This window comes from Acinetobacter sp. YH01011 (assembly GCF_013420785.1).
Classification (GTDB): Bacteria; Pseudomonadota; Gammaproteobacteria; order Pseudomonadales; family Moraxellaceae; genus Acinetobacter; species Acinetobacter towneri.
This window is the reverse complement of record NZ_VOYG01000001.1, coordinates 1-19054: the sequence shown is the minus strand read 5'-3', so window position 1 is coordinate 19054 and position 19054 is coordinate 1. Positions and strand designations below refer to the sequence as shown.

The window sequence follows — 19054 nt, the reverse complement described above, 5'->3', positions numbered from 1 at the left end:
AATATGTTCTGGCGGCACTGTACTCAAATTGGCTCAGTGCACATCCTTATTCCTAGTTCCAGTGCAAACGGAAACTGTCATCATCTTCTTCGACGTTGCCGCCCAACGTAATCATGTTGAGTTGTAAAGACTGAATATCCCAATCTTGTCCAAGTTTTTCAGATACCGTTTCTGCTTTAACAATCAGACCTGTTTCGCTTTCTACCCGAATCATGGCTGGCAGATATTGAATCGTGGCATCTGGGTTGTCTTCTTCAATCGCTTCAATGATGTAGCGCGACGTGTCATTGTCCTGTAATGCGAGATAAACCTTAGACATGCTGCTTCTCCTTAAGCCTGCAAAATTTGTTCGAGTTCGATGCCAATTTTTTTACTGCGTTCCAGCAGTTTTTGTTCTGCAATGTCGACTGCATCTGCAGACAACGCCTCAGCTGCCCACGCTGCAAATGCCGCTTTCACTTCAGGTAAATATTCGGCTAACCACTGGCTCAACAATTGTTTGTTATGTGCAGATTCTGCAGCTGCGGTTTTAAATACGCTGTCTGACCATTTGCGTAAATCTGCCATGGCTTCCTGCATAAATTCCATCAGCATCGCCAAGTCACGTGCTTGATGCTGTGCCAACCATTGATCAAATTGGGTGTAAACCAATTCGCTCATAAAGCTGTCAATCACCAAGTTTTGTAATAAAAACAGTTTGAAATAGTCCTGCTCGATCAAACTGGTTTCACACAGCTTGCGCAGTCCTTGCCATGCTTCATCCTGCATCCATGCTTGTTTGGCTGGAATTAAAGATTCGCCCGTGTTGCCATCGAGTGCCAAACCAACCCGTGAGATGTACTGCGCCATCCCTAAACGATCCATCGCAGCATAAATACAGGCTTGGGTCAGCACCGTGCCATAACCATAAGCACTACCCGACATCATGTGTAAATTGGCAGTCTGTTCGATATGACGAAACGGCAAAAACAAGGCAATCACTTTGGCTTTGACATCTTCAGAAATATGCTCTGCCAACTGACGCTTTTCAAAAAAGCTAAAGTTACTTTCGGCAATGTCCTGCAAACGCGCACGATGCTGCACATAAGTTCCGTAATAAAACTGACGCGGGTCTTTAAATGCGTACCAATCCTGCATTTCAATTGCAGTATGGGTTTTATCATTTAAGGTTTTTTCAGGTTTCCACAGCGGACGATAGTGAAAGTTGGTTTCCGCCTGAATATCAAAACTGACTTCCTGATAACGGGTGGCTGGCTTGTTGCCAAAACGGCGCTCAATATAGGCATAGTTTTGACGAATTGGCTCAATACCCGCTGTTTTAATTTCTAAAGTCATCGCTTATCTCCTTAAGCATTCAGTGTTGATCTTCATGATCAATGTTGTATCGCTGTGCACCGACTAAAGTGTCGTGTTCAATGCCGTAACGCCATTTGTCTTCTTCAGCATCATTCACGGCTTGCTGTTGTTCGCTCATTTCCACCACTTGATTGGTTGCGCAGAACTCGCGGAATGCTTGCTGCGGTAACACCAACTCCACATATAAAGTGGGATCGTGAATGGCAAAGTCGAACTCGACAAATGCGGCATTAATATCGCCCGTTACCCGAATATATTTGGTTAAGGGCAATGCGCCTGTTGCATCCTTCATATTGTTCTCCTACAAGATCTGATTCATTCAGAACTTGCTTCAGTTGCTTCATGCATCTGTTGCTTACTTTTACTATTACAACAAGCGTGCCAACTTTATAAAAACATTGAAAAACAGCAACTTAAAAAATCTGAGTGTTTTTATAAGAATTTGGATTTCATGATTTGATGAATTTTGATGTTTAAAAAATTTAAGATTTCATGATTTGATGAAATACAGCCCGTACAGATACAAAAATTTACCCTTGGGCTTTATGCAATTCGCTTATGATAAAGACGGAATAAAAACAACAAAAACATATAGATACAACTAAATACCTTTAAGGTTTGGCATGATGCTGTTTAGGTATTATTGAATTTTCACGAATTTGCATAAGATGGCTAAACAGCCTCGAATTTAATGGATTAAACACGGCGCATGGTACGAGTAAAATACGACAGCAGCGGCAAATATGCAGGTCATCCTCAGGAAATTCACGACCTGCTTTCCAAACTACATTTTGACACTGAGCGTGGACAAATCTGGTTTGATGAATATCGCATGTTGCTGATGCATACCAGCATCATGGGCTATTTGCGTAAAGACCTTGCCAATATGATTGGAATGGAACGCACCAAACGCTTTTTTATTCGTTTGGGCTATCAGGCAGGTCTGAAAGATGCAGAAGTCACTACTAAAATGCGCCCAGGTTTAAATGAAGAACAGGCTTTTATGGCAGGGCCGCAAATGCACGGTATTCGTGGCATGGTGCAAGTTTCTGCCAATCAATTGATTTTAAATCAAAAGAAAAAACAGTTTTATGCAGACTTAAACTGGCATAACTCTTTTGAAGCCGATGTGCATGTTGAGCAATTTGGACTGAGTCACGAACCTTCCTGCTGGATGCTGCTGGGCTATGCTTGCGGTTACAGCAGTTTTGCCACAGGCATGACCATTATTTATCAGGAAGTGGAATGTAAAGCCTGCGGGCGTGAGCATTGCCGTATTATTGGTAAACAACTCAGTGAATGGGAAAATGCCGATGAGCTGATTCAGTTCATGTCGCCTGAACCGATGGAACAGGAACTCATTGCACTGCAAGCCGAATTGTATGAACTGAAAAAGTCGATTTATGCCACCAGTAAAAATGACTACAGCATGTTCAGCTCAGTCGGACAATCGGCGGCTTATCAGCGGGTGTGTGACTTACTCAAAAAAGCCGCAGGTGCCAAAGTTTCCATTTTGCTGCAAGGTGAAACAGGGGTCGGGAAAGAAGCCTTTGCCCGTGGTGTGCATGAACTGAGTCAGCGTAAAGAACATGCTTTTGTTGCGGTCAACTGTGCGGCAATTCCGCCTGAACTGATTGAATCTGAACTGTTTGGTGTTGAAAAAGGTGCATTTACAGGTGCACATCAATCACGCTTAGGTAAATTTGAACGCGCCCATGGCGGCACTATTTTTTTAGATGAAGTGATTGAGCTTTCACCACGCGCTCAAGCGGCTTTACTGCGTGTGCTACAAGAAGGTGAAGTGGAACGTGTTGGGGATTCACAAACCCGTCATATTGATGTTCGTGTAATTGCTGCAACCAATGAAGATTTAGAACAAGCCGTTAAAGCAGGTCGTTTCCGTGCCGATTTATATTACCGTTTAAACATTTTTCCTGTGCAGATTCCACCGCTGCGTGAACGCCGTGAAGATTTACCATTATTGGTTGCACATTTCTTAAAACACTTTGAAAAAATGTATGACAAACAAATTCAAGGCGTCAGTGAAAAAGCCACTAACTTTATGCAAAGCTATGCGTGGCCTGGCAATATTCGTGAACTGGAAAACCTGCTCGAACGTGCGGTACTACTGACGGAAGATCAACAACTGATTAAACTGAATGCCCTGTTTCCGCAAATGCACAGCGACCATACTGTAGATGAGCAAGACAGCGTAGATTTAGACACGCTTTTAACCGAAGGTTTTGATTTAGAACAGCATGAGCAACAACTGATTATCACCGCGATGCAAAAAGCCAAACACAATGTATCTGAAGCGGCACGCTTATTGGGAATTTCCCGCGCTGCACTGGATTATCGTTTAAAAAAATACGCCATGCGCTAGAAATTCCGCAATAAAAAAGCCCTGTTTTTCAACAAGGCTTTTGCATTTCAAGCAGCCGAATTACCAGCTCAGTGTCTGAGTGCCTGGACGGAAAATTGCTTCACCCATAGCATCTGGATTGGCATATTTCAGACCTTTCATTAGGTCACCTTCAACAACACCGTACTGCTCCATACACATTTTGCAGATATACACATCACCACCTTTGGTGATAATACTTTTCAGCATGTTCTGATGCTCTGCATATTTATGTTCAAAGCGGTTAGATGCCAACATTACGCCTTGATCGACCAAATAAATCGTCAGTGGATGACCTTTGCCAAATTGGTTATTGCTCATGCCAATTGCCATTTTGGTGCGGTGCGCATCACTGCTGGTAAGCAAGACAAAAAGTGGATCTTTTTTGCTCTCTGCCATTGCTGGAGATAGACTGGCAAAGGTCAGCAAAACCGATAAACATAACAACTGAATCAATTTCATGGCAGAACTCACACTCAATTTAAATCTGGTCAAAATATTAGCATAATAAATATACTATATTTAAATAATAAATTAAGACGATAGTCTGTATGCAATAAAGCCAAGCACTAAACTTTTTCAAAAATCAAAAATTGATCACTGTAAAATGACCCCAGCATCAACAATCACAATTCAATACGTCCAAAAAACAAAGCGCCACCGAAAACGGCAGCGCCAAGCATGTATTTAAGAGCAATCTTTTCTAGTAGAAATGAAGGGTTAAGCCGCTAAATTTTTCTTAAGCTCATCTTCCACAATCCCAATTTCCAACTCACTGAAACGACGGATTTCCCCTTCTGCATGTTTTTCCAACATGCCGCCAATCAATGGCACTTTAACCTTAATTGTCCAGTTTAATTGAATATCAATTTTTTCATGGTTGCCTGTCACACTACGCTCGCCTTTAGCTTCTAAAGGCAAGTTTGCACCAAGCTCCACGGTAGAAGTAAGCGCCGTTAAATGGGTCACATCATTGCGTTTTAAACGAAATGCATCTTTTAATAATTTTTTAGCCATATCTGGAATATTCACATCTAAATTATAAGCACGGCGTAAAGTGTAAATATCACCGTTCTTTTTAGATTCTAAAATTTCCAAATTTTCACCAGGAATACGCTTGCAGACTGCTTCATGCAAAGCAACATCTGCCACTAAACGCTTAAATTCGTCAATTGAAACACCATGAATGGTGGCGTTTACAGTAAATTGATGAGCCATTTGAGTTCCTTTTATTTTGTTTATTGATGGAGTAGGTCTAGCATCATCGTGCAATATAATTTGGCTGATGCTCAACGGGTATAAGCTGTTTTATATCCTAAATACAACTTTATTTTCAGGCTATTAAAATGTTTTTTCCGCCTGCTGTCATTGACTCTATTTTGTCTATTCTGTGTGAATGATGCCAAATTCAGCGGCATAGGTTTCATGGCTATAAATAGTTAAATAATGCCCATAAAATTCAATTTTGGCATAAAAATGTTCTGCGCCATCATCTAGTCCTGTGGAACACCATGTCGTCCCTTTGGGGAAATCATCTAACCACTGGGCTTGGTAAAAATCTGCAATCGAATCAAACTGTAAATAACGCTCAGGATACGCTAAAATATCCAATGCCAATAAATCAAATTGTTTAAGCTGCGCCTGTTTAAAATCAATTAAATTGCTCATCGCTACACGCCATCACACCGCAGAATGTGCCGCATGTTATTGTCGGATTTTATGCCATTCACGCCAGCCCAAATAAGCAAGAACCACAAAACCTGCATATAACACAGCCGTTAACAGCAACTCTTTGTAAATAAACATGCCGATATACACCAGATCGACCACAATCCATAACACCCATGTAGCCAAGTATTTACGACTGGTCCAATAGGTTGCCAATAGACTCATAACTGCCAGTTGTGCATCCAATAAAGGCAGTGAAGCCTGCGTCCACCACTTTAAACTTAGCCCAAACAGTAAACCCAGTATGCTACTCAGTGCAATTTGCAGCCACATTTTAGAGAGTGGCAAGCTTTGAATGATGATATGTTGTTTTTGCTGCTGTGCAGTTTTCCACTGGAAAAAACCATAAACAGCCATGCCCATAAATAGGGTTTGTAATACCGTTTCGCCATACAATTGATATTCAAAGAACAAATAGGCATACAGCAAACAGGCAATAAAATTCACCACCCAGCAAGCTATATGTCGCTTAATGGTTAAGGTCACGCCTAAAACACTAATCAACACAGCAATGATTTCTAAAACTGACATTGATGCTGCCTATGTAAAAGAAAAAGGCATGATACCTCTTTTCGGGAAAATAGCGCAAAACTCAACATTTAACCAAACACTTAACTGACAAGAAGATGCTGCAATTAATTTTCAAGAAACCTCTGTAAAATCATAAACAGAAAATCAGGCATGAAAATCAATCTGTTTGAAACTGCTCTGAATTATTGTATTTATGCTCTTGCCCAAAGCGGTCTACATGGGTAATAAAAACTCCGTATTTGCCGACAAAATATTCAAGGGATTGCTCGTAAAAACTCCAGTAAATTGACCACTCCCCCAAGTCTAACTGACGAATTTGCGTATGTGCTTTGGCAGGCATTTTATTCAGCACTTCTTGTTGAATAGTTTCGGCATCTTCAGGGTCACGACTAGATACTTTTAAGCTTAAAAATATTTCTGCGATATCATCAAATAATTGCTGTTCGTATTCGGCAACTTCTTCCACCACCTCTTCTACAGGGCGCGGTGCTTTGTGGGTAATCGGGTCTTGGACAATATTGGCAATATCTTGACAGCTTTGCTGAAAAGTACGATTAATTTTTATTTTGAACCAGACTTTCCAGACTGCATATACGGCAATCAACAACAAAATCCATAACAATAGTTTTGCCATCTTGGTCTTCGCTCTTATTTCAGGCGTTTCAATAAAGTATAACCATTTCAGGGCTTAGCGTCTATTCGCTGCTGCACGCTTCAACGCTTATGCTTTAACAGATGATTCCATCCATGCATCGCTAAAAAGTGCAATGCTCAATTACACAATGATACCGATTGCCTTAAAAATAGGACTTGTGCTGCAGCATAACGCAGTAAAACACAACAATTTTCTGCTATTTCTTTAAACACTTTTCGCTTCCAATAGAGCCTTGTTTTTATCTATCACCCTAAGCCTAGATGATTAGAGCTGCACAAATTCAAGATGTCGCCAATTTGGTTGCGGTATTACACGCCAGTATTCGCTCTTGTATTCAAGATCATCAACGCAATGAAGCCAAAATTCAGGCATGGCTAGAAAATAAAAGCTATGAAAATATTTTAATGCTGCTGCATTACAACAATTGTTGGGTCTATGTCTTACAGCATGTGGTGGTTGGCTTTATTATGATGAGTGATCGCGGGCAAATTTTACAACATGCCATTGCCCCCGAAGTACAACAACGCGGTATTGGTCAAGCCTTATTATTTGAAGCAATGAGCGATTTACAGCGCAAAAATGTATCGCATATAAGTGTATTTAGCACGCAGACTGCTTTAAGTTTTTATGAAAAAAATGGCTTTGAAATACAACCTCAAAAAATTAACTATGGACACTTCACGCCCATGCTCAAACATCTCAATAGCGAACCCTTAGATCGCACTTAAAAAACAAACTTTCCAATATAGTGAACGCACATAAGAAAACCGCTTTCAGGTGAAAGCGGTTTTTTATTGGATGTGGATTCGATTTTATAAACGAATCTAATTTTATAAGCGAACTAGGGCAATAATTTTTTCTGCCAGTTCTTCTGTAGCTGTCGCAGTCAACTCTGCATCTGCACCACTGTTTACATCACTAATGACCACAATGCCCGTTTCGCGGAGTAATGCAACCTGCGCAGCATCTAAACCTGCTTTGGCAATGGCAACAATACCCTGATGAATCAGCAAGCTTTCAAGTGCTTGTGCCTGTTCAAGTGCTTGGCTTGGTACACATACCGCTGCAGGTTTTTGACCCAAACGTGCAGCACGGTCTTCGGCTGTTACAGGTGTACTGTGTGCAGTCCATTCTACGCAAGCTTCAACCATACCTGCGCCAATGGTCACGTTATTTAAACGATCAATGAAAATAAACGAACCCGTATAACGACTGTCTTGATAACGGTCAAATACCACAGGCGCATCAAATTCGATGGTGACATTGGCAATTGCATTCAGTTCAAGCTGTTCAACCTGCACCTGTTCCAAAGTATTCACATTGGTACGGTAATGAATGGCTGTGACTTTTGCAGGCACAGTTTGTGTACCCACTTTTAAGTTATACAGCTTGCCAATAGATAGTGGCTGATCAGCCATCCACACCACAGTGGCATTTACAGCACGTGAAATTTCAGGACGCACTTGATCTTCACGCACCAACACATTACCACGTGAAATATCAATTTCATCGTTCAGTGTTAGGGTAACTGCTTGACCTGCAATTGCATGTTCAAGATTGCCATCAAAAGTCACAATCTCTTTTACTGTCGAGCTTTTGCCCGATGGCAATGCCACAATGCGGTCACCCACATGAATATCGCCCAAAGCAATCGTGCCGCAGAAACCACGGAAGTCAAGGTTTGGACGGTTGACATACTGCACAGGGAAACGGAAATCATTTTGAGCCGAGTTACGGTTAATTTCTACCGACTCCAATGTTCCCATTAAAGTATCGCCTGTGTACCAAGGGGTATGCTCAGACTTGTTCACCACGTTATCGCCATTTAAGGCAGAAATTGGCGTGAAAATAATATTCGATGGTTTACGATCACCCAGTTGATTCACAAAGTTCGCATATTCCGTCTGAATTTCGTTAAATCGTGCTTCTGAATAATCCACCAAATCCATTTTATTGATAGCAACCACAATATTGTTAATGCCCAATAAACTAGAAATAAAAGTATGACGACGGGTCTGAGTTTGTACGCCATAACGCGCATCAATCAAAATAATCGCCAAGTCACAAGTCGATGCACCTGTTGCCATGTTACGTGTATATTGCTCATGCCCAGGTGTATCGGCAATGATGAACTTACGCTTTTCAGTAGAAAAATAACGATAAGCCACATCAATGGTAATGCCCTGCTCACGCTCGGCTTGCAAACCATCGACCAATAAAGCTAAATCAGGTGCATCGCCCGTAGTGCCGACTTTTTTCGAGTCACGAGTCACGGCTTGTAATTGATCTTCATAAATCAATTTTGAGTCATACAACAAACGACCAATTAATGTCGATTTACCATCGTCTACGTTACCGCAAGTTAAAAAGCGCAGTAGATCTTTGTTTTCGTGCTGTTTTAAATACGCCAAAATATCTTGGCTAATTAAATTCGATTGATGAGACATTGCTCAAAGCTCCACATATTTTTTAGAAATCGGTTTTTTAATCTTTAATCCCTCTAAATCTCCCTTTTATAAAGGGAGGCTTTGCTCCGCTTTTTATAAGTCCCTCTTTATAAAGAGGGGTTTGGGGAGATTTTTCAGGAGAGATTAGAAGTAACCTTCTTGCTTTTTCTTTTCCATCGAGCCAGCTTCATCGTGGTCAATCATACGACCCTGACGCTCTGAACTGGTTGCCAATAGCATTTCCTGAATAATTTCAGGCAAGGTATTCGCTTCTGATTCGACTGCACCCGTAAGTGGATAACAACCTAAAGTACGGAAGCGTACCGATTTCATTTGTGGAACTTCACCTTCTAGCAACGGCATGCGTTCGTCATCGACCATAATTAAAGTGCCGCTACGCTCAACGACAGGACGTTCTGCAGCCAAATACAACGGTACTAATGGAATACTTTCGAGGTAAATGTATTGCCAAATATCCAATTCAGTCCAGTTAGACAATGGGAACACACGAATACTTTCGCTTTTATTGACCTTGCCATTATACAAATTCCACAATTCAGGACGCTGATTTTTCGGGTCCCAACGATGTTTTGCATCACGGAAAGAATAAACACGTTCTTTGGCACGTGATTTTTCCTCATCACGACGCGCGCCACCAAATGCCGCATCAAAACCGTATTTATCTAAAGCTTGTTTTAAGCCTTGGGTTTTCATGATGTCGGTATATTTAGAACTGCCATGATCGAATGGGTTAATGTTGGCATCTACCCCTTCTTTATTTTGATGAACAATCAAGTCAAAACCGTGCTGTTTTGCCATGTTGTCACGGAAAGTGATCATGTCTTTGAATTTCCAGCCTGTATCCACATGTAACAGTGGAAATGGCAGTTTCGCTGGATAGAATGCTTTTAAAGCCAAATGCAACATTACCGCTGAATCTTTACCAATCGAATACAACATGACTGGATTTTCAAACTCGGCTGCAACTTCACGGATAATATGAATACTCTCAGCTTCAAGCTGTTTAAGATGAGTAAGTCTTTCCTGATTTATTGACATTGATCACACCAGATGTACTTAAACTTGTGTACGAATAACACAGATAGAATTTGATTTTCATTATAGTGACTTAGTTATGCAGACTATTGCTTGTTTTATTATATTTATATGCAAAAAGCTCATATAAAAGAAAACCAATAAGCAGTATAAGTTTTATTTAATCAATAGTTTATTCCATCATATATTGAAATTTAACGTCATTCTCGCTACGTTTGATACATACAAATCGCGCTTACAAGCTGCTCATTTTTGAATAACTTCATAGATTATTCATCTAATTCAGTGCTTCAAGCATGAACAAAAAATGCTTAAAGTAAAAACATATTTTTTTATTTTTAAGATGCTCCCATGCCACAGATTGAACAGATCAAATCCAAACTTGAACAGGCGCAGCTGGCTGGTTTTTTGTATCAGCACAGCCCTGAGCTACTCGTCCTACAAGAGCCTTTAAACGATGATGCTTCAATGCTGAATGTTTTTGTGCAACATGAACTCAGTGCAGATCAGATTGGGCTGCAATTTGGTTTGCGTTGCCGTGATCAACAACTCTCCTTTTTAATAGGCGTGACGCATAGCAATCAAGACCGCAGCTATGAAATTGGTGCGGGCAATTTAAAGGCCGAACAAAAAGCCTTTAACTTAATGTATGCATTTTATAATTATCCTAAAGGTTTTTATTTGGTAGATGTGCCTTTAAATGCAACCACGGCAGAACTGCATCAAGCGATTGAAACGCAATTATTTTCGCAAGAAAAACTGGATTTCTTAAACACTGCTATTAAAACCAACCCCATGGGTACACAAGTAACTTGGATGAAAGCGCATATTTTACAGCAAGCTTTAGAGATGAAAGTACGGATTCAAACGGCGTTGTTATAAGCATCATCACTTTAAGTTTCTGCGGATTACGCAAGATGCACTTAAACCCCGCCAAAACTGGTTGATTGATTAAACTCGAAATTATCGTATACTGTACATATACACAATACACTTGGATACTAAGGCTTGATTAAGAGTTTTAAACATAAAGGTCTTCAGGCTTTTTTCCAAACTGGTTCAACAGCAGGTATTCAAGCAGCGCATTCTACAAAATTACGTTTAATACTTGCAGCACTACATGCTGCATCTACGGTGAATGATTTGCGAACTCCACCCAATTGGCGTTTACATAAATTGAGTGGAAATCTACAAGATCAATGGTCACTAACAGTAAATGGTAATTGGCGTGTAATTTTTAAATTTGAAGATGGTGATGTCTACATTGTAGATTATTTGGATTATCACATAGCTTCTAGCGCAGGAGTACAAAGATGAATATGATGTTTAATGCACCTCATCCGGGCGAAATGTTGCGCGAATATATTGGTGAAACTTCTGTGACTGAAGTGGCTCAAGCACTTGGAGTGACACGTGCAAACCTATCTCGCATTTTGAATGGTCATACTGGAATTTCTGCAGATATGGCGATTCGTTTGAGTGAAGCCTTAGAAACCTCACCAGAGTTTTGGTTGAATTTACAAATGCAGCATGATTTATGGCTTGCCAGTCAACGCCAGCGACCTATGATCAAAAAATTGGTGGCAAGTGTTTAACTTTAAGTTACAACAAAAAAACAACCTGCATTTCTGCAGGTTGTTTTTTATGTCGTCAACGATGCGCTAAAACTTAGTTTTTATGACGCATGTGTGGGAATAAAATCACATCACGGATACTCGCAGCGTTGGCAAACAACATTACCAAACGGTCAATCCCGATGCCCTCACCTGCAGTTGGTGGTAAGCCGTATTCCAAAGCTTCAACAAAGTCTGCATCGTAATGCATCGCTTCATCATCGCCTGCGTCTTTTTCTGCAACCTGTGCTTGGAAACGCTCAGCTTGGTCAATCGGGTCATTTAATTCTGAGAAACCATTCGCCAATTCACGACCACCAATAAAGAACTCAAAACGGTCAGTAATGTGTGGGTTATCGTCATTACGACGTGCCAAAGGCGACGTTTCTGCAGGATATTCTGTAATGAAAGTCGGCTGACGTAATTGAGTTTCTACGGTTTCTTCAAACACGATGGTTTGTAGTTTGCCCAAACCAAAACCAGGCTTCACCTGTTCTTTCAATTCTTCCTGCACAAATTTAGCCAAGAAATCACGGTCATTAACATTTTCTGGCGTGAATTGTGGATTATGCTCAAGAATGGCATCAAACATAGAAATTTTCTTGAATGGGCCTTTGAAGCTATACACTTCATCGCCATACGGCACATCGGTAGTACCCAAAATATCCAAAGCCAGTTTTTCTAGCATTTGCTCAGTCAATGCCATCAAATCTTTATAGTCGGCATAAGCTTGGTAGAATTCGATCATGGTAAATTCAGGGTTATGACGTGTAGACACCCCTTCATTACGGAAGTTACGGTTAATTTCAAACACACGTTCAAAACCGCCAACCACTAAACGCTTTAAATATAATTCAGGCGCAATACGCAAGAATAACGGCATATCTAAAGCATTATGATGCGTTTCAAATGGACGTGCCGATGCACCGCCAGGAATCACATGCATCATTGGCGTTTCAACTTCCATAAAACGCTGTTCAGTTAAAAATGCACGAATACCCGAAACCACTTTGGCACGAATTTCAAAGGTTTTACGGGTGTCTTCATTTACGATTAAGTCTAAATAACGCTTACGATATTTCGCTTCGGTATCGCTTAAACCATGATATTTGTCTGGTAATGGACGTAAAGATTTGGTCAACAATTCAAAATGTTGAATATGAACATATAAATCGCCTTTGCCTGAACGACCAATATAGCCTTTCACTGCGATAATATCGCCCAAATCTAGGCTCTTGATCGTCTCTAATGTTTCAGCACTAAGTTCTTTACGCGCCACATACAACTGAATACGACCTGTCATGTCTTGAATTACGATGAATGAACCGCGGTTCAACATCACACGACCTGCTACAGACACATACACTTTTTCGCCTGCTTCAATTTCTTCTTTAGAAACTTCTGCGAATTGTGCCTGCAAATCTTCTGCGTAGTTTTCACGCTTAAACGTATTTGGCCAAGGGCTAGTTCCCTTCGCCTGCGCTTGTTCTTGAATTTGCTTTAACTTGGCATGACGCTGCGCAATTAAATCGTTTTCGGAAATAGTGGGTTCAGAAGTCGATTGAGCGTTATGTTGCGTCATCTCTGCCTCGAATAATTACTAAAAAAAGAAGTTCAATAGAATAGCAGATTTAGACACGATTTCGTATGCCTTCTCTGACTCGAGCAATTTATTTTTTAAATTGCCACTTGCTTTTGTGATTTTTTGTAGACTTAGACCAAAAGCTAACTTCTTTCTCAGGCTAAGCGCACTACAATATTGTTCAGAAAATAGATGAAAAAGACCGTATTTTGCTGTTTTTAAACCTACTGATGTATCAGTCTAAATATTTTATTTTCTATCCACTTTATCTTTAGGCTCAGTTTGACTCAAGATGTTTAACTTTGTGAATCTGGCAATGAATACATGTGCTTTAAAAGTCTTGTTTTTACATGGATTAGATTCCTCGCGGGAGTCGACTAAATTCCATGCCATAGATGCAAAACAAAAATTTTGTATCAATGTCGATTATCGCAACTTAAATTATCAAACTGTTGCCGATTTTTATCACAATATCATTCAAAAAATTAAGCCTGAAATTTTGGTGGGACATAGTCTAGGCGGCTATTGGGCACTCAAAATGTCTTTGTCGCACCATATTCCGTGTGTGGTGGCAAATCCAAGTTTAGCTCCCACGTTTCGCAATGACTATCCTGCAATTTCAGATGATGACTTGCAGCACGATATTCCACAATTGGCTTATTTAGAATTGGGCGATGAAATTTTGGATATGCATGCCGCGCAAGCATTTTTAGAAAACTATATGCAGACCTCTACTTTTGAGTCTGGGCATCATCGCTTATTGCATCCAGAAAATATTAATTCTTGTATTCAGCAAATCGAACAAGCTTATCTTGCCAAATAAAGTCAAAGCTATCCATTAAAAATAATCAATTAAACATCACCCATTAAAAAAGCCTGATCACAACTATGGAGATCAGGCTTTTTTACAGCAGTTACAATAACTTAAAAGGATTAAGCCACTGCTTGTTCTGGTTTAGATTTATTGTCCAATACGGACCAAATATCTAAACCTAAATTTTTGTGTAAATCTGGTAAGTCTAGGAAAATGCTTGCACCTAAAACTTGATGATTACATTTTTCAGCCAATTGTTTCACTGCTTTTAAAGTGCCACCTGTCGCCAATACATCATCTACAATAATGACTTTTTGCGCTTGCACATCGGCAGCCATTTCTAAACGGTCTAAACCGTATTCTAAGCTATAACCCACACCCACAACTGGTGGTGGCAATTTACCTGCTTTACGCACAAGTACCAAACCTTTGCCTGTACGCTGTGCCAAAAGGCTCGCCAATACAAAACCACGTGCTTCTACTGCAATAAAGCTTTCAACTTCAGCTAATTTTTCTGCAGGAATGCTGGCAATTAAAGCATCTGTTAATGAATCCAAATTATTCATAAACAAAGGCGTTAAATCATAAAAATCTACGCCTGGTTTTGGAAAATGAGGAACTGTACGAATATGCGACCACAAAAAAGTAGACAAATTGCTCATGGAAGATCAGAAATGTGACTAAAGAATGGTTGAATTTTACCGTTTATTTTCACATAAGGCTAGTGATCGAATCGGCAAGACTGCCATCAATCACGCATCAAAACACTACAAGGTTTTGATTTTTATAAACTTTAATATACTTAAAAATATTAATATATATTTATTCCATAATAAAATAGCAAAAATATAAGACTTTTACTGTACGACCAAGGTCTTAAATGGCATTTAAACGCATAAAAACGTGATTTTTCCTGCAGCCATTCTCTCATTACAATGCCGTATCTATATCAAAAGAGGTCTTTTCTGCGCGGTTATGTCCCATGCAGCTATTCATTCTATAAAAGCACAGATTAAAATCGCTTATTTACTTTACTTTAGCCGTATAACTGCGTAAAAATTTAATCAAATAGATATATCATACAACTAGTCGTAGATAAGTTTTTTGCTGATCTGGAAATTTAAAGATCGGTTTATGGAGAATTGAATGAAAAAGTATCAATGCATCGTTTGTGGATGGATTTATGACGAAGCAGAAGGCTGGCCTCAAGATGGTATTGTGGCAGGTACATTATGGGAAGATATTCCTGATGACTGGACTTGCCCAGACTGCGGCGTTTCAAAAGCTGATTTTGAAATGATTGAAGTTTAAGACCACGAAAAGACCATGTCCGATGGTCTTTTTTTAACGCCAATTTCTATGCCCTTATTTGGAGTTCACCTTATGCATCCTATCGTTATTATTGGTTCAGGCATGGCAGGTTATACTGTTGCACGCGAGTTTCGTAAGCTAAATGCAGAACAAGAGTTAGTCATGATTTGTGCAGATGATGCTGCCAATTATGCCAAACCAACTTTATCTAACGCATTGGCGGGCAATAAAGCCCCTGCTCAAATTGCATTGGGCGATGCAGCTAAAATGGCAAGCCAACTCAATATGCGTATTGAAACCCACACTTGGGTTAAAGCAATTGATGCAGAAGCGCATGTACTTGAATTAGAAAAAGAGGGTGTAAGCAGCCAACAACCTTATTCTAAATTGGTTTTGGCAGTGGGTGCGAATCCTGTACGTTTAGCCATTGCGGGCGATGGCAGTGATGACATTCATGTGGTAAATAATTTAAGTGATTACACCGCATTTCGCCAACAGCTTGAACAACGTCAAGACAAACGTGTGGTGATTTTAGGTGCAGGTTTAATTGGTTGTGAATTTGCCAATGACTTGCAGCAAACAGGACACCAAGTCACGGTGATTGACCTTGCACCACAACCACTAGGTCGTTTATTGCCGGATTATGTAGCCAGTGCTTTTAAACAAAACCTAGAAGAAACGGGTATCCATTTTGTATTGGGTACAACCGTTGAAAAAGTTTCGAAAATTAAAAATGACGACTATTTAGTGACCATTACCAGTGGTCAGTCTTTAATTGCCGATGTGGTACTGTCTGCCATTGGTTTACAACCAAACATTGCTTTGGCTAAAACAGCAGGCATCGAAACCAGTCGTGGGGTCTTAACCAATGCGCAACTTGAAACCAGCCAAGCTGATATCTATGCAGTAGGTGACTGTGCGGAAGTGAATGGTATTTTATTGCCGTATGTGATGCCAATCATGCAGCAAGCACGTGCCTTAGCCAAAACCTTAAATGGTGAAACTACTCAGGTACACTACCCTGCCATGCCTGTTGCAGTGAAAACACCTGCTGCACCACTGACCGTTTTACCTGCGCCACTAGGGGTAGATGTCAACTGGCATACCGAAGAATTTGACGATGGCATGATTGCCAGAGCCTATGACCAAACCGATACCTTACGTGGCTTTGTCCTATTAGGCGCAACAGCGGCCAAACAACGCTTGAGTTTGACCAAATTAGTGCCAGACTTATTGCCTGTATCGGAATAAAATAAAAACAATAAAGGGCGATTGATTTCGCCCTTGCCTGACATGAGGATCACAACATGAATAGTGCACTTCAGTTCACCACATCGCCCTATACGGCATTTATGCACGAAACCAAAGTCGATTTAGGCAACGGAATTCAGCTGCATGTCGAAGTGGGCGGCAAAACTGAAGATCCACCTATTTTGCTGATTATGGGTTTAGGCGCACAAATGTTGTACTGGCCCGATTTCTTTTGTAAATCACTGATTGATCAGGGCTATCGTGTCATTCGCTATGACAACCGCGATATTGGTTTGTCATCCAAAATTCGCCACAAAGGTCCACGTCTGAACACCTATAAAATGATGGGGCGTTTTAGCTTAGGTCTGCAAAACCACGGTGCGCCTTATAACTTATTTGATATGGCGGATGATGCTGCATTGCTATTAGAGCGCTTAGGCATTGAAAAGACCGAGGTGATTGGTGCTTCTATGGGCGGCATGATTGCACAAATTTTGGCAGCCAAATATGCAGATCGCGTGAATAATTTAGGCTTATTATTTACCAGTAATAACCAGCCTTTTTTACCACCACCATTTCCGAAACAACTGTTCAGCTTGCTAGAAAGACCAAAATCACAAGATGAAAATGGCATTGTTGATCATAGTTTAAAACTATTTAAGGTGATAGGCTCACCTGGCTATGTGAATCAACTCGAAACGATGCAAACTGCACGCAAATTATATCAGCGAAGTTATTACCCTGCGGGTGTACTTCAACAGTTTTTAGCAATATTATGTACAGGCTCGTTGCTACAACTGGACAAACAAATTCAGCAACCTACCCTTGTGGTACATGGTTCGCAAGATCGTTTGCTCCCACCAGGGCATGGTAAGGCTGTTGCGAAAGCGATTCCGGGCGCTAAGTTTGAATTAATCAAAGGAATGGGGCATGATATTCCTCCACACTTTATTCCTCATCTTAGCGAACTGTTTGCTCACCACTTTAAATCATAATCATTAGGACACTATGGCTGCATTACCATCTTTAAGACAGCTGTCATACCTCGTTACACTGTCTGAAACGTTACATTTTACAGAAGCGGCTCGCCGTTCTTTTGTAACTCAGTCGACTTTGTCTGGCGGTATCATGGAACTGGAGCGCCTGCTTGGCGGCGTACTGGTAGAACGTGATCGACAGAATGTACGTTTAACCCCATTGGGTGAACAAGTCGTAGCACGCGCCCGTGTTCTGTTAGCAGATGCACAGGACTTAATGCGTTTAAGCCGTGAAATGAGTGAGCCTCTCACAGGTGATTTACACTTAGGCGTAATTCCAACCATTGCCCCATTTATTTTGGCGCAACTGTTAGATGAAGTACATAAGCAGCTACCTAAAATTCAATTGCATTTACACGAAGCGCAAAGTGAAAAAATTGTCGAAAAATTGGAACACGGCAATTTAGATATGGTGGTGTTAGCCCTGCCATTCGATACGCGTGGTTTGAAAGTGGCTGAAATTTCTAAAGAAGATTTGTTCTTGGTTTATCACAAGGGCGATCAAAAATCGGCGCAGGCCAATTCTTTAGATGATTTAGATTTATCGCGTTTAATGCTACTTGAAGAAGGTCATTGCTTACGTGATCACACTTTAAGTGCTTGCCCGATTGGTGAACGCAAAAACGATCATCGTTTAAAAGCCAGCTCTTTGCCGACCTTGGTTGAAATGGTGTCTGCAAATTTAGGCTTTACCCTATTGCCTGAAATTGCAATTCATAATGCCATGATCAAATCGAATCCAGATTTACAGATCAAAAGTATTGAGGCTGCACCAAGCCGTACTTTGGCTTTAGTGACGCGTAAAAGCACGCCATTACAAAGTGAATTTGACGTTTTGCTGCAGATTTTACAGAAAATCACTCAAAACGCAGTCTAAATTTAGACACATGATCCAACATTTCATTAAGGAGCCAATCTGGCTCCTTTTTTATTTTTCGTTCAAAAATGTGTATTGTTTTTGCAGTTCACTATGATTTAAGTGACTTATAAATATGAATAAGTTTTAAAATGTGAGATTCATCACAAATTCAACAATTCACTCTTACCACTGAACGAAAGAACGGTATCGAGTTACATTACTCACATTTTCAACACATTTCAAAAAAACATATTCAGCAACAATTACTTATATTTACCCTTTTTATCTCTGTACACGACAAATTTCACAGAACCCTTATCCTATCAGGATTCTGCTTTCTTAAAATTGCCAAAATTTCCTTAAACTCTTCTTTTTTCCCAAAACCAATTAAACGCTGAATCGCCATTTGAACA

22 protein-coding genes are annotated in these 19054 nt (G+C 40.3%); 10 read left to right on the top strand and 12 right to left on the bottom strand.

What is annotated here, in order from left to right:
• Nucleotides 1-52: 52 nt before the first annotated feature.
• Genes FTT78_RS00110 through FTT78_RS00100 form a run of 3 tightly spaced genes read right to left on the bottom strand, consistent with a single transcriptional unit; the run spans nt 53 to nt 1648 of the window.
• Nucleotides 53-319, bottom strand: coding sequence for an MmoB/DmpM family protein (locus tag FTT78_RS00110; protein WP_004971969.1), 267 nt, complete (start codon nt 317-319; stop codon nt 53-55).
• A gap of 11 nt (nt 320-330) precedes the next feature.
• Entirely contained in the window at nt 331-1335 is a 1005-nt protein-coding gene (locus FTT78_RS00105; protein ID WP_004971970.1) for an aromatic/alkene monooxygenase hydroxylase subunit beta, read from the bottom strand.
• A gap of 19 nt (nt 1336-1354) precedes the next feature.
• A complete protein-coding gene (locus FTT78_RS00100; RefSeq protein ID WP_004971972.1) occupies nt 1355-1648 on the bottom strand; it encodes a phenol hydroxylase subunit in 294 nt (97 codons plus the stop codon).
• A 417-nt stretch (nt 1649-2065) separates the two neighbouring features.
• On the opposite strand from FTT78_RS00100, the gene mobR reads away from it, so the two are divergent.
• A complete protein-coding gene (mobR, locus tag FTT78_RS00095; RefSeq protein ID WP_180043358.1) occupies nt 2066-3739 on the top strand; it encodes a phenol degradation transcriptional regulator MobR in 1674 nt (557 codons plus the stop codon).
• Nucleotides 3740-3799: 60 nt separating this feature from the next.
• On the opposite strand, the gene FTT78_RS00090 is transcribed toward mobR, so the two are convergent.
• The 5 genes from FTT78_RS00090 to FTT78_RS00070 form a co-directional block, all read right to left on the bottom strand.
• Nucleotides 3800-4219, bottom strand: a complete 420-nt coding sequence (locus FTT78_RS00090) for a DsrE family protein (protein ID WP_180043359.1) — start codon at nt 4217-4219, stop codon at nt 3800-3802.
• Nucleotides 4220-4477: 258 nt separating this feature from the next.
• A complete protein-coding gene (locus FTT78_RS00085; protein ID WP_004971978.1) occupies nt 4478-4975 on the bottom strand; it encodes a DUF2505 family protein in 498 nt (165 codons plus the stop codon).
• Between the two features lie 165 nt (nt 4976-5140).
• Nucleotides 5141-5425, bottom strand: coding sequence for a hypothetical protein (locus FTT78_RS00080; RefSeq protein WP_096900962.1), 285 nt, complete (start codon nt 5423-5425; stop codon nt 5141-5143).
• Nucleotides 5426-5461: 36 nt separating this feature from the next.
• Nucleotides 5462-6016, bottom strand: a complete 555-nt coding sequence (pnuC, locus tag FTT78_RS00075) for a nicotinamide riboside transporter PnuC (protein ID WP_180043361.1) — start codon at nt 6014-6016, stop codon at nt 5462-5464.
• A gap of 157 nt (nt 6017-6173) precedes the next feature.
• Nucleotides 6174-6650: a hypothetical protein gene (locus FTT78_RS00070; protein ID WP_167845869.1), complete on the bottom strand. Its 477-nt coding sequence runs from the start codon at nt 6648-6650 to the stop codon at nt 6174-6176.
• 281 nt (nt 6651-6931) lie between these two features.
• Between FTT78_RS00070 and FTT78_RS00065 the strand changes: the two genes are divergently transcribed.
• Entirely contained in the window at nt 6932-7399 is a 468-nt protein-coding gene (locus FTT78_RS00065; RefSeq protein ID WP_167845868.1) for a GNAT family N-acetyltransferase, read from the top strand.
• A 102-nt stretch (nt 7400-7501) separates the two neighbouring features.
• Here FTT78_RS00065 and cysN read toward each other — a convergent pair whose 3' ends face one another.
• Nucleotides 7502-9118, bottom strand: a complete 1617-nt coding sequence (gene cysN / locus FTT78_RS00060; RefSeq protein WP_180043363.1) for a sulfate adenylyltransferase subunit CysN — start codon at nt 9116-9118, stop codon at nt 7502-7504.
• A 144-nt stretch (nt 9119-9262) separates the two neighbouring features.
• Nucleotides 9263-10171 (bottom strand): sulfate adenylyltransferase subunit CysD, encoded by a 909-nt coding sequence (cysD, locus tag FTT78_RS00055; RefSeq protein ID WP_180043369.1) that lies wholly within the window; start codon nt 10169-10171, stop codon nt 9263-9265.
• Nucleotides 10172-10525: 354 nt separating this feature from the next.
• Between cysD and FTT78_RS00050 the strand changes: the two genes are divergently transcribed.
• From FTT78_RS00050 to FTT78_RS00040, 3 genes are all read left to right on the top strand, one after another.
• Entirely contained in the window at nt 10526-11056 is a 531-nt protein-coding gene (locus FTT78_RS00050) for a hypothetical protein (protein ID WP_096900966.1), read from the top strand.
• A 126-nt stretch (nt 11057-11182) separates the two neighbouring features.
• The gene (locus FTT78_RS00045) at nt 11183-11491 is read left to right on the top strand and encodes a type II toxin-antitoxin system RelE/ParE family toxin (RefSeq protein WP_096900967.1); all 309 of its coding nucleotides are present in this window, start codon (nt 11183-11185) and stop codon (nt 11489-11491) included.
• A complete protein-coding gene (locus FTT78_RS00040) occupies nt 11488-11769 on the top strand; it encodes a HigA family addiction module antitoxin (protein ID WP_004971994.1) in 282 nt (93 codons plus the stop codon). Before FTT78_RS00045 ends, FTT78_RS00040 begins: the two co-directional genes overlap by 4 nt.
• A 73-nt stretch (nt 11770-11842) precedes the next feature.
• Here the strand turns inward: FTT78_RS00040 and lysS are convergent, their stop codons facing one another.
• Nucleotides 11843-13369 carry a lysine--tRNA ligase gene (gene lysS, locus FTT78_RS00035; RefSeq protein WP_096900968.1) on the bottom strand — a complete coding sequence of 509 codons (1527 nt, stop codon included), beginning with the start codon at nt 13367-13369 and terminating at the stop codon, nt 11843-11845.
• Between the two features lie 316 nt (nt 13370-13685).
• Here lysS and FTT78_RS00030 point away from each other — a divergent pair, with 316 nt between their 5' ends.
• Complete coding sequence (locus FTT78_RS00030) at nt 13686-14192, top strand: YqiA/YcfP family alpha/beta fold hydrolase (protein WP_026438299.1); 507 nt, start codon at nt 13686-13688, stop codon at nt 14190-14192.
• A gap of 110 nt (nt 14193-14302) precedes the next feature.
• On the opposite strand, the gene FTT78_RS00025 is transcribed toward FTT78_RS00030, so the two are convergent.
• Entirely contained in the window at nt 14303-14845 is a 543-nt protein-coding gene (locus tag FTT78_RS00025; protein ID WP_004972003.1) for an adenine phosphoribosyltransferase, read from the bottom strand.
• A 484-nt stretch (nt 14846-15329) separates the two neighbouring features.
• On the opposite strand from FTT78_RS00025, the gene rubA reads away from it, so the two are divergent.
• The 4 genes from rubA to oxyR all read left to right on the top strand — a co-directional run bounded on the left by rubA (nt 15330) and on the right by oxyR (nt 18659).
• A complete protein-coding gene (gene rubA / locus FTT78_RS00020) occupies nt 15330-15494 on the top strand; it encodes a rubredoxin RubA (protein WP_004972007.1) in 165 nt (54 codons plus the stop codon).
• A gap of 72 nt (nt 15495-15566) precedes the next feature.
• Nucleotides 15567-16745 carry an FAD-dependent oxidoreductase gene (locus FTT78_RS00015; RefSeq protein WP_096900969.1) on the top strand — a complete coding sequence of 393 codons (1179 nt, stop codon included), beginning with the start codon at nt 15567-15569 and terminating at the stop codon, nt 16743-16745.
• A 56-nt stretch (nt 16746-16801) separates the two neighbouring features.
• Entirely contained in the window at nt 16802-17740 is a 939-nt protein-coding gene (locus FTT78_RS00010; protein ID WP_131261612.1) for an alpha/beta fold hydrolase, read from the top strand.
• Between the two features lie 13 nt (nt 17741-17753).
• Complete coding sequence (gene oxyR / locus FTT78_RS00005; RefSeq protein ID WP_096900971.1) at nt 17754-18659, top strand: LysR family transcriptional regulator OxyR; 906 nt, start codon at nt 17754-17756, stop codon at nt 18657-18659.
• Nucleotides 18660-19054 lie beyond the last annotated feature (395 nt).

What these genes read in the sequence shown, in the direction of transcription:
- lysS (WP_096900968.1), bottom strand. Translation starts at nt 13,369, where the DNA reads ATGACGCAACATAACGCTCAATCGACTTCTGAACCCACTATTTCCGAA.
- FTT78_RS00110 (WP_004971969.1), bottom strand. Translation starts at nt 319, where the DNA reads ATGTCTAAGGTTTATCTCGCATTACAGGACAATGACACGTCGCGCTAC.
- FTT78_RS00100 (WP_004971972.1), bottom strand. Translation starts at nt 1,648, where the DNA reads ATGAAGGATGCAACAGGCGCATTGCCCTTAACCAAATATATTCGGGTA.
- rubA (WP_004972007.1), top strand. Translation starts at nt 15,330, where the DNA reads ATGAAAAAGTATCAATGCATCGTTTGTGGATGGATTTATGACGAAGCA.
- pnuC (WP_180043361.1), bottom strand. Translation starts at nt 6,016, where the DNA reads ATGTCAGTTTTAGAAATCATTGCTGTGTTGATTAGTGTTTTAGGCGTG.
- FTT78_RS00070 (WP_167845869.1), bottom strand. Translation starts at nt 6,650, where the DNA reads ATGGCAAAACTATTGTTATGGATTTTGTTGTTGATTGCCGTATATGCA.
- cysN (WP_180043363.1), bottom strand. Translation starts at nt 9,118, where the DNA reads ATGTCTCATCAATCGAATTTAATTAGCCAAGATATTTTGGCGTATTTA.
- FTT78_RS00050 (WP_096900966.1), top strand. Translation starts at nt 10,526, where the DNA reads ATGCCACAGATTGAACAGATCAAATCCAAACTTGAACAGGCGCAGCTG.
- FTT78_RS00085 (WP_004971978.1), bottom strand. Translation starts at nt 4,975, where the DNA reads ATGGCTCATCAATTTACTGTAAACGCCACCATTCATGGTGTTTCAATT.
- FTT78_RS00030 (WP_026438299.1), top strand. Translation starts at nt 13,686, where the DNA reads ATGAATACATGTGCTTTAAAAGTCTTGTTTTTACATGGATTAGATTCC.
- FTT78_RS00015 (WP_096900969.1), top strand. Translation starts at nt 15,567, where the DNA reads ATGCATCCTATCGTTATTATTGGTTCAGGCATGGCAGGTTATACTGTT.
- oxyR (WP_096900971.1), top strand. Translation starts at nt 17,754, where the DNA reads ATGGCTGCATTACCATCTTTAAGACAGCTGTCATACCTCGTTACACTG.
- FTT78_RS00080 (WP_096900962.1), bottom strand. Translation starts at nt 5,425, where the DNA reads ATGAGCAATTTAATTGATTTTAAACAGGCGCAGCTTAAACAATTTGAT.
- FTT78_RS00025 (WP_004972003.1), bottom strand. Translation starts at nt 14,845, where the DNA reads ATGAGCAATTTGTCTACTTTTTTGTGGTCGCATATTCGTACAGTTCCT.
- mobR (WP_180043358.1), top strand. Translation starts at nt 2,066, where the DNA reads ATGGTACGAGTAAAATACGACAGCAGCGGCAAATATGCAGGTCATCCT.
- FTT78_RS00105 (WP_004971970.1), bottom strand. Translation starts at nt 1,335, where the DNA reads ATGACTTTAGAAATTAAAACAGCGGGTATTGAGCCAATTCGTCAAAAC.
- FTT78_RS00010 (WP_131261612.1), top strand. Translation starts at nt 16,802, where the DNA reads ATGAATAGTGCACTTCAGTTCACCACATCGCCCTATACGGCATTTATG.
- FTT78_RS00065 (WP_167845868.1), top strand. Translation starts at nt 6,932, where the DNA reads ATGATTAGAGCTGCACAAATTCAAGATGTCGCCAATTTGGTTGCGGTA.
- FTT78_RS00090 (WP_180043359.1), bottom strand. Translation starts at nt 4,219, where the DNA reads ATGAAATTGATTCAGTTGTTATGTTTATCGGTTTTGCTGACCTTTGCC.
- FTT78_RS00040 (WP_004971994.1), top strand. Translation starts at nt 11,488, where the DNA reads ATGAATATGATGTTTAATGCACCTCATCCGGGCGAAATGTTGCGCGAA.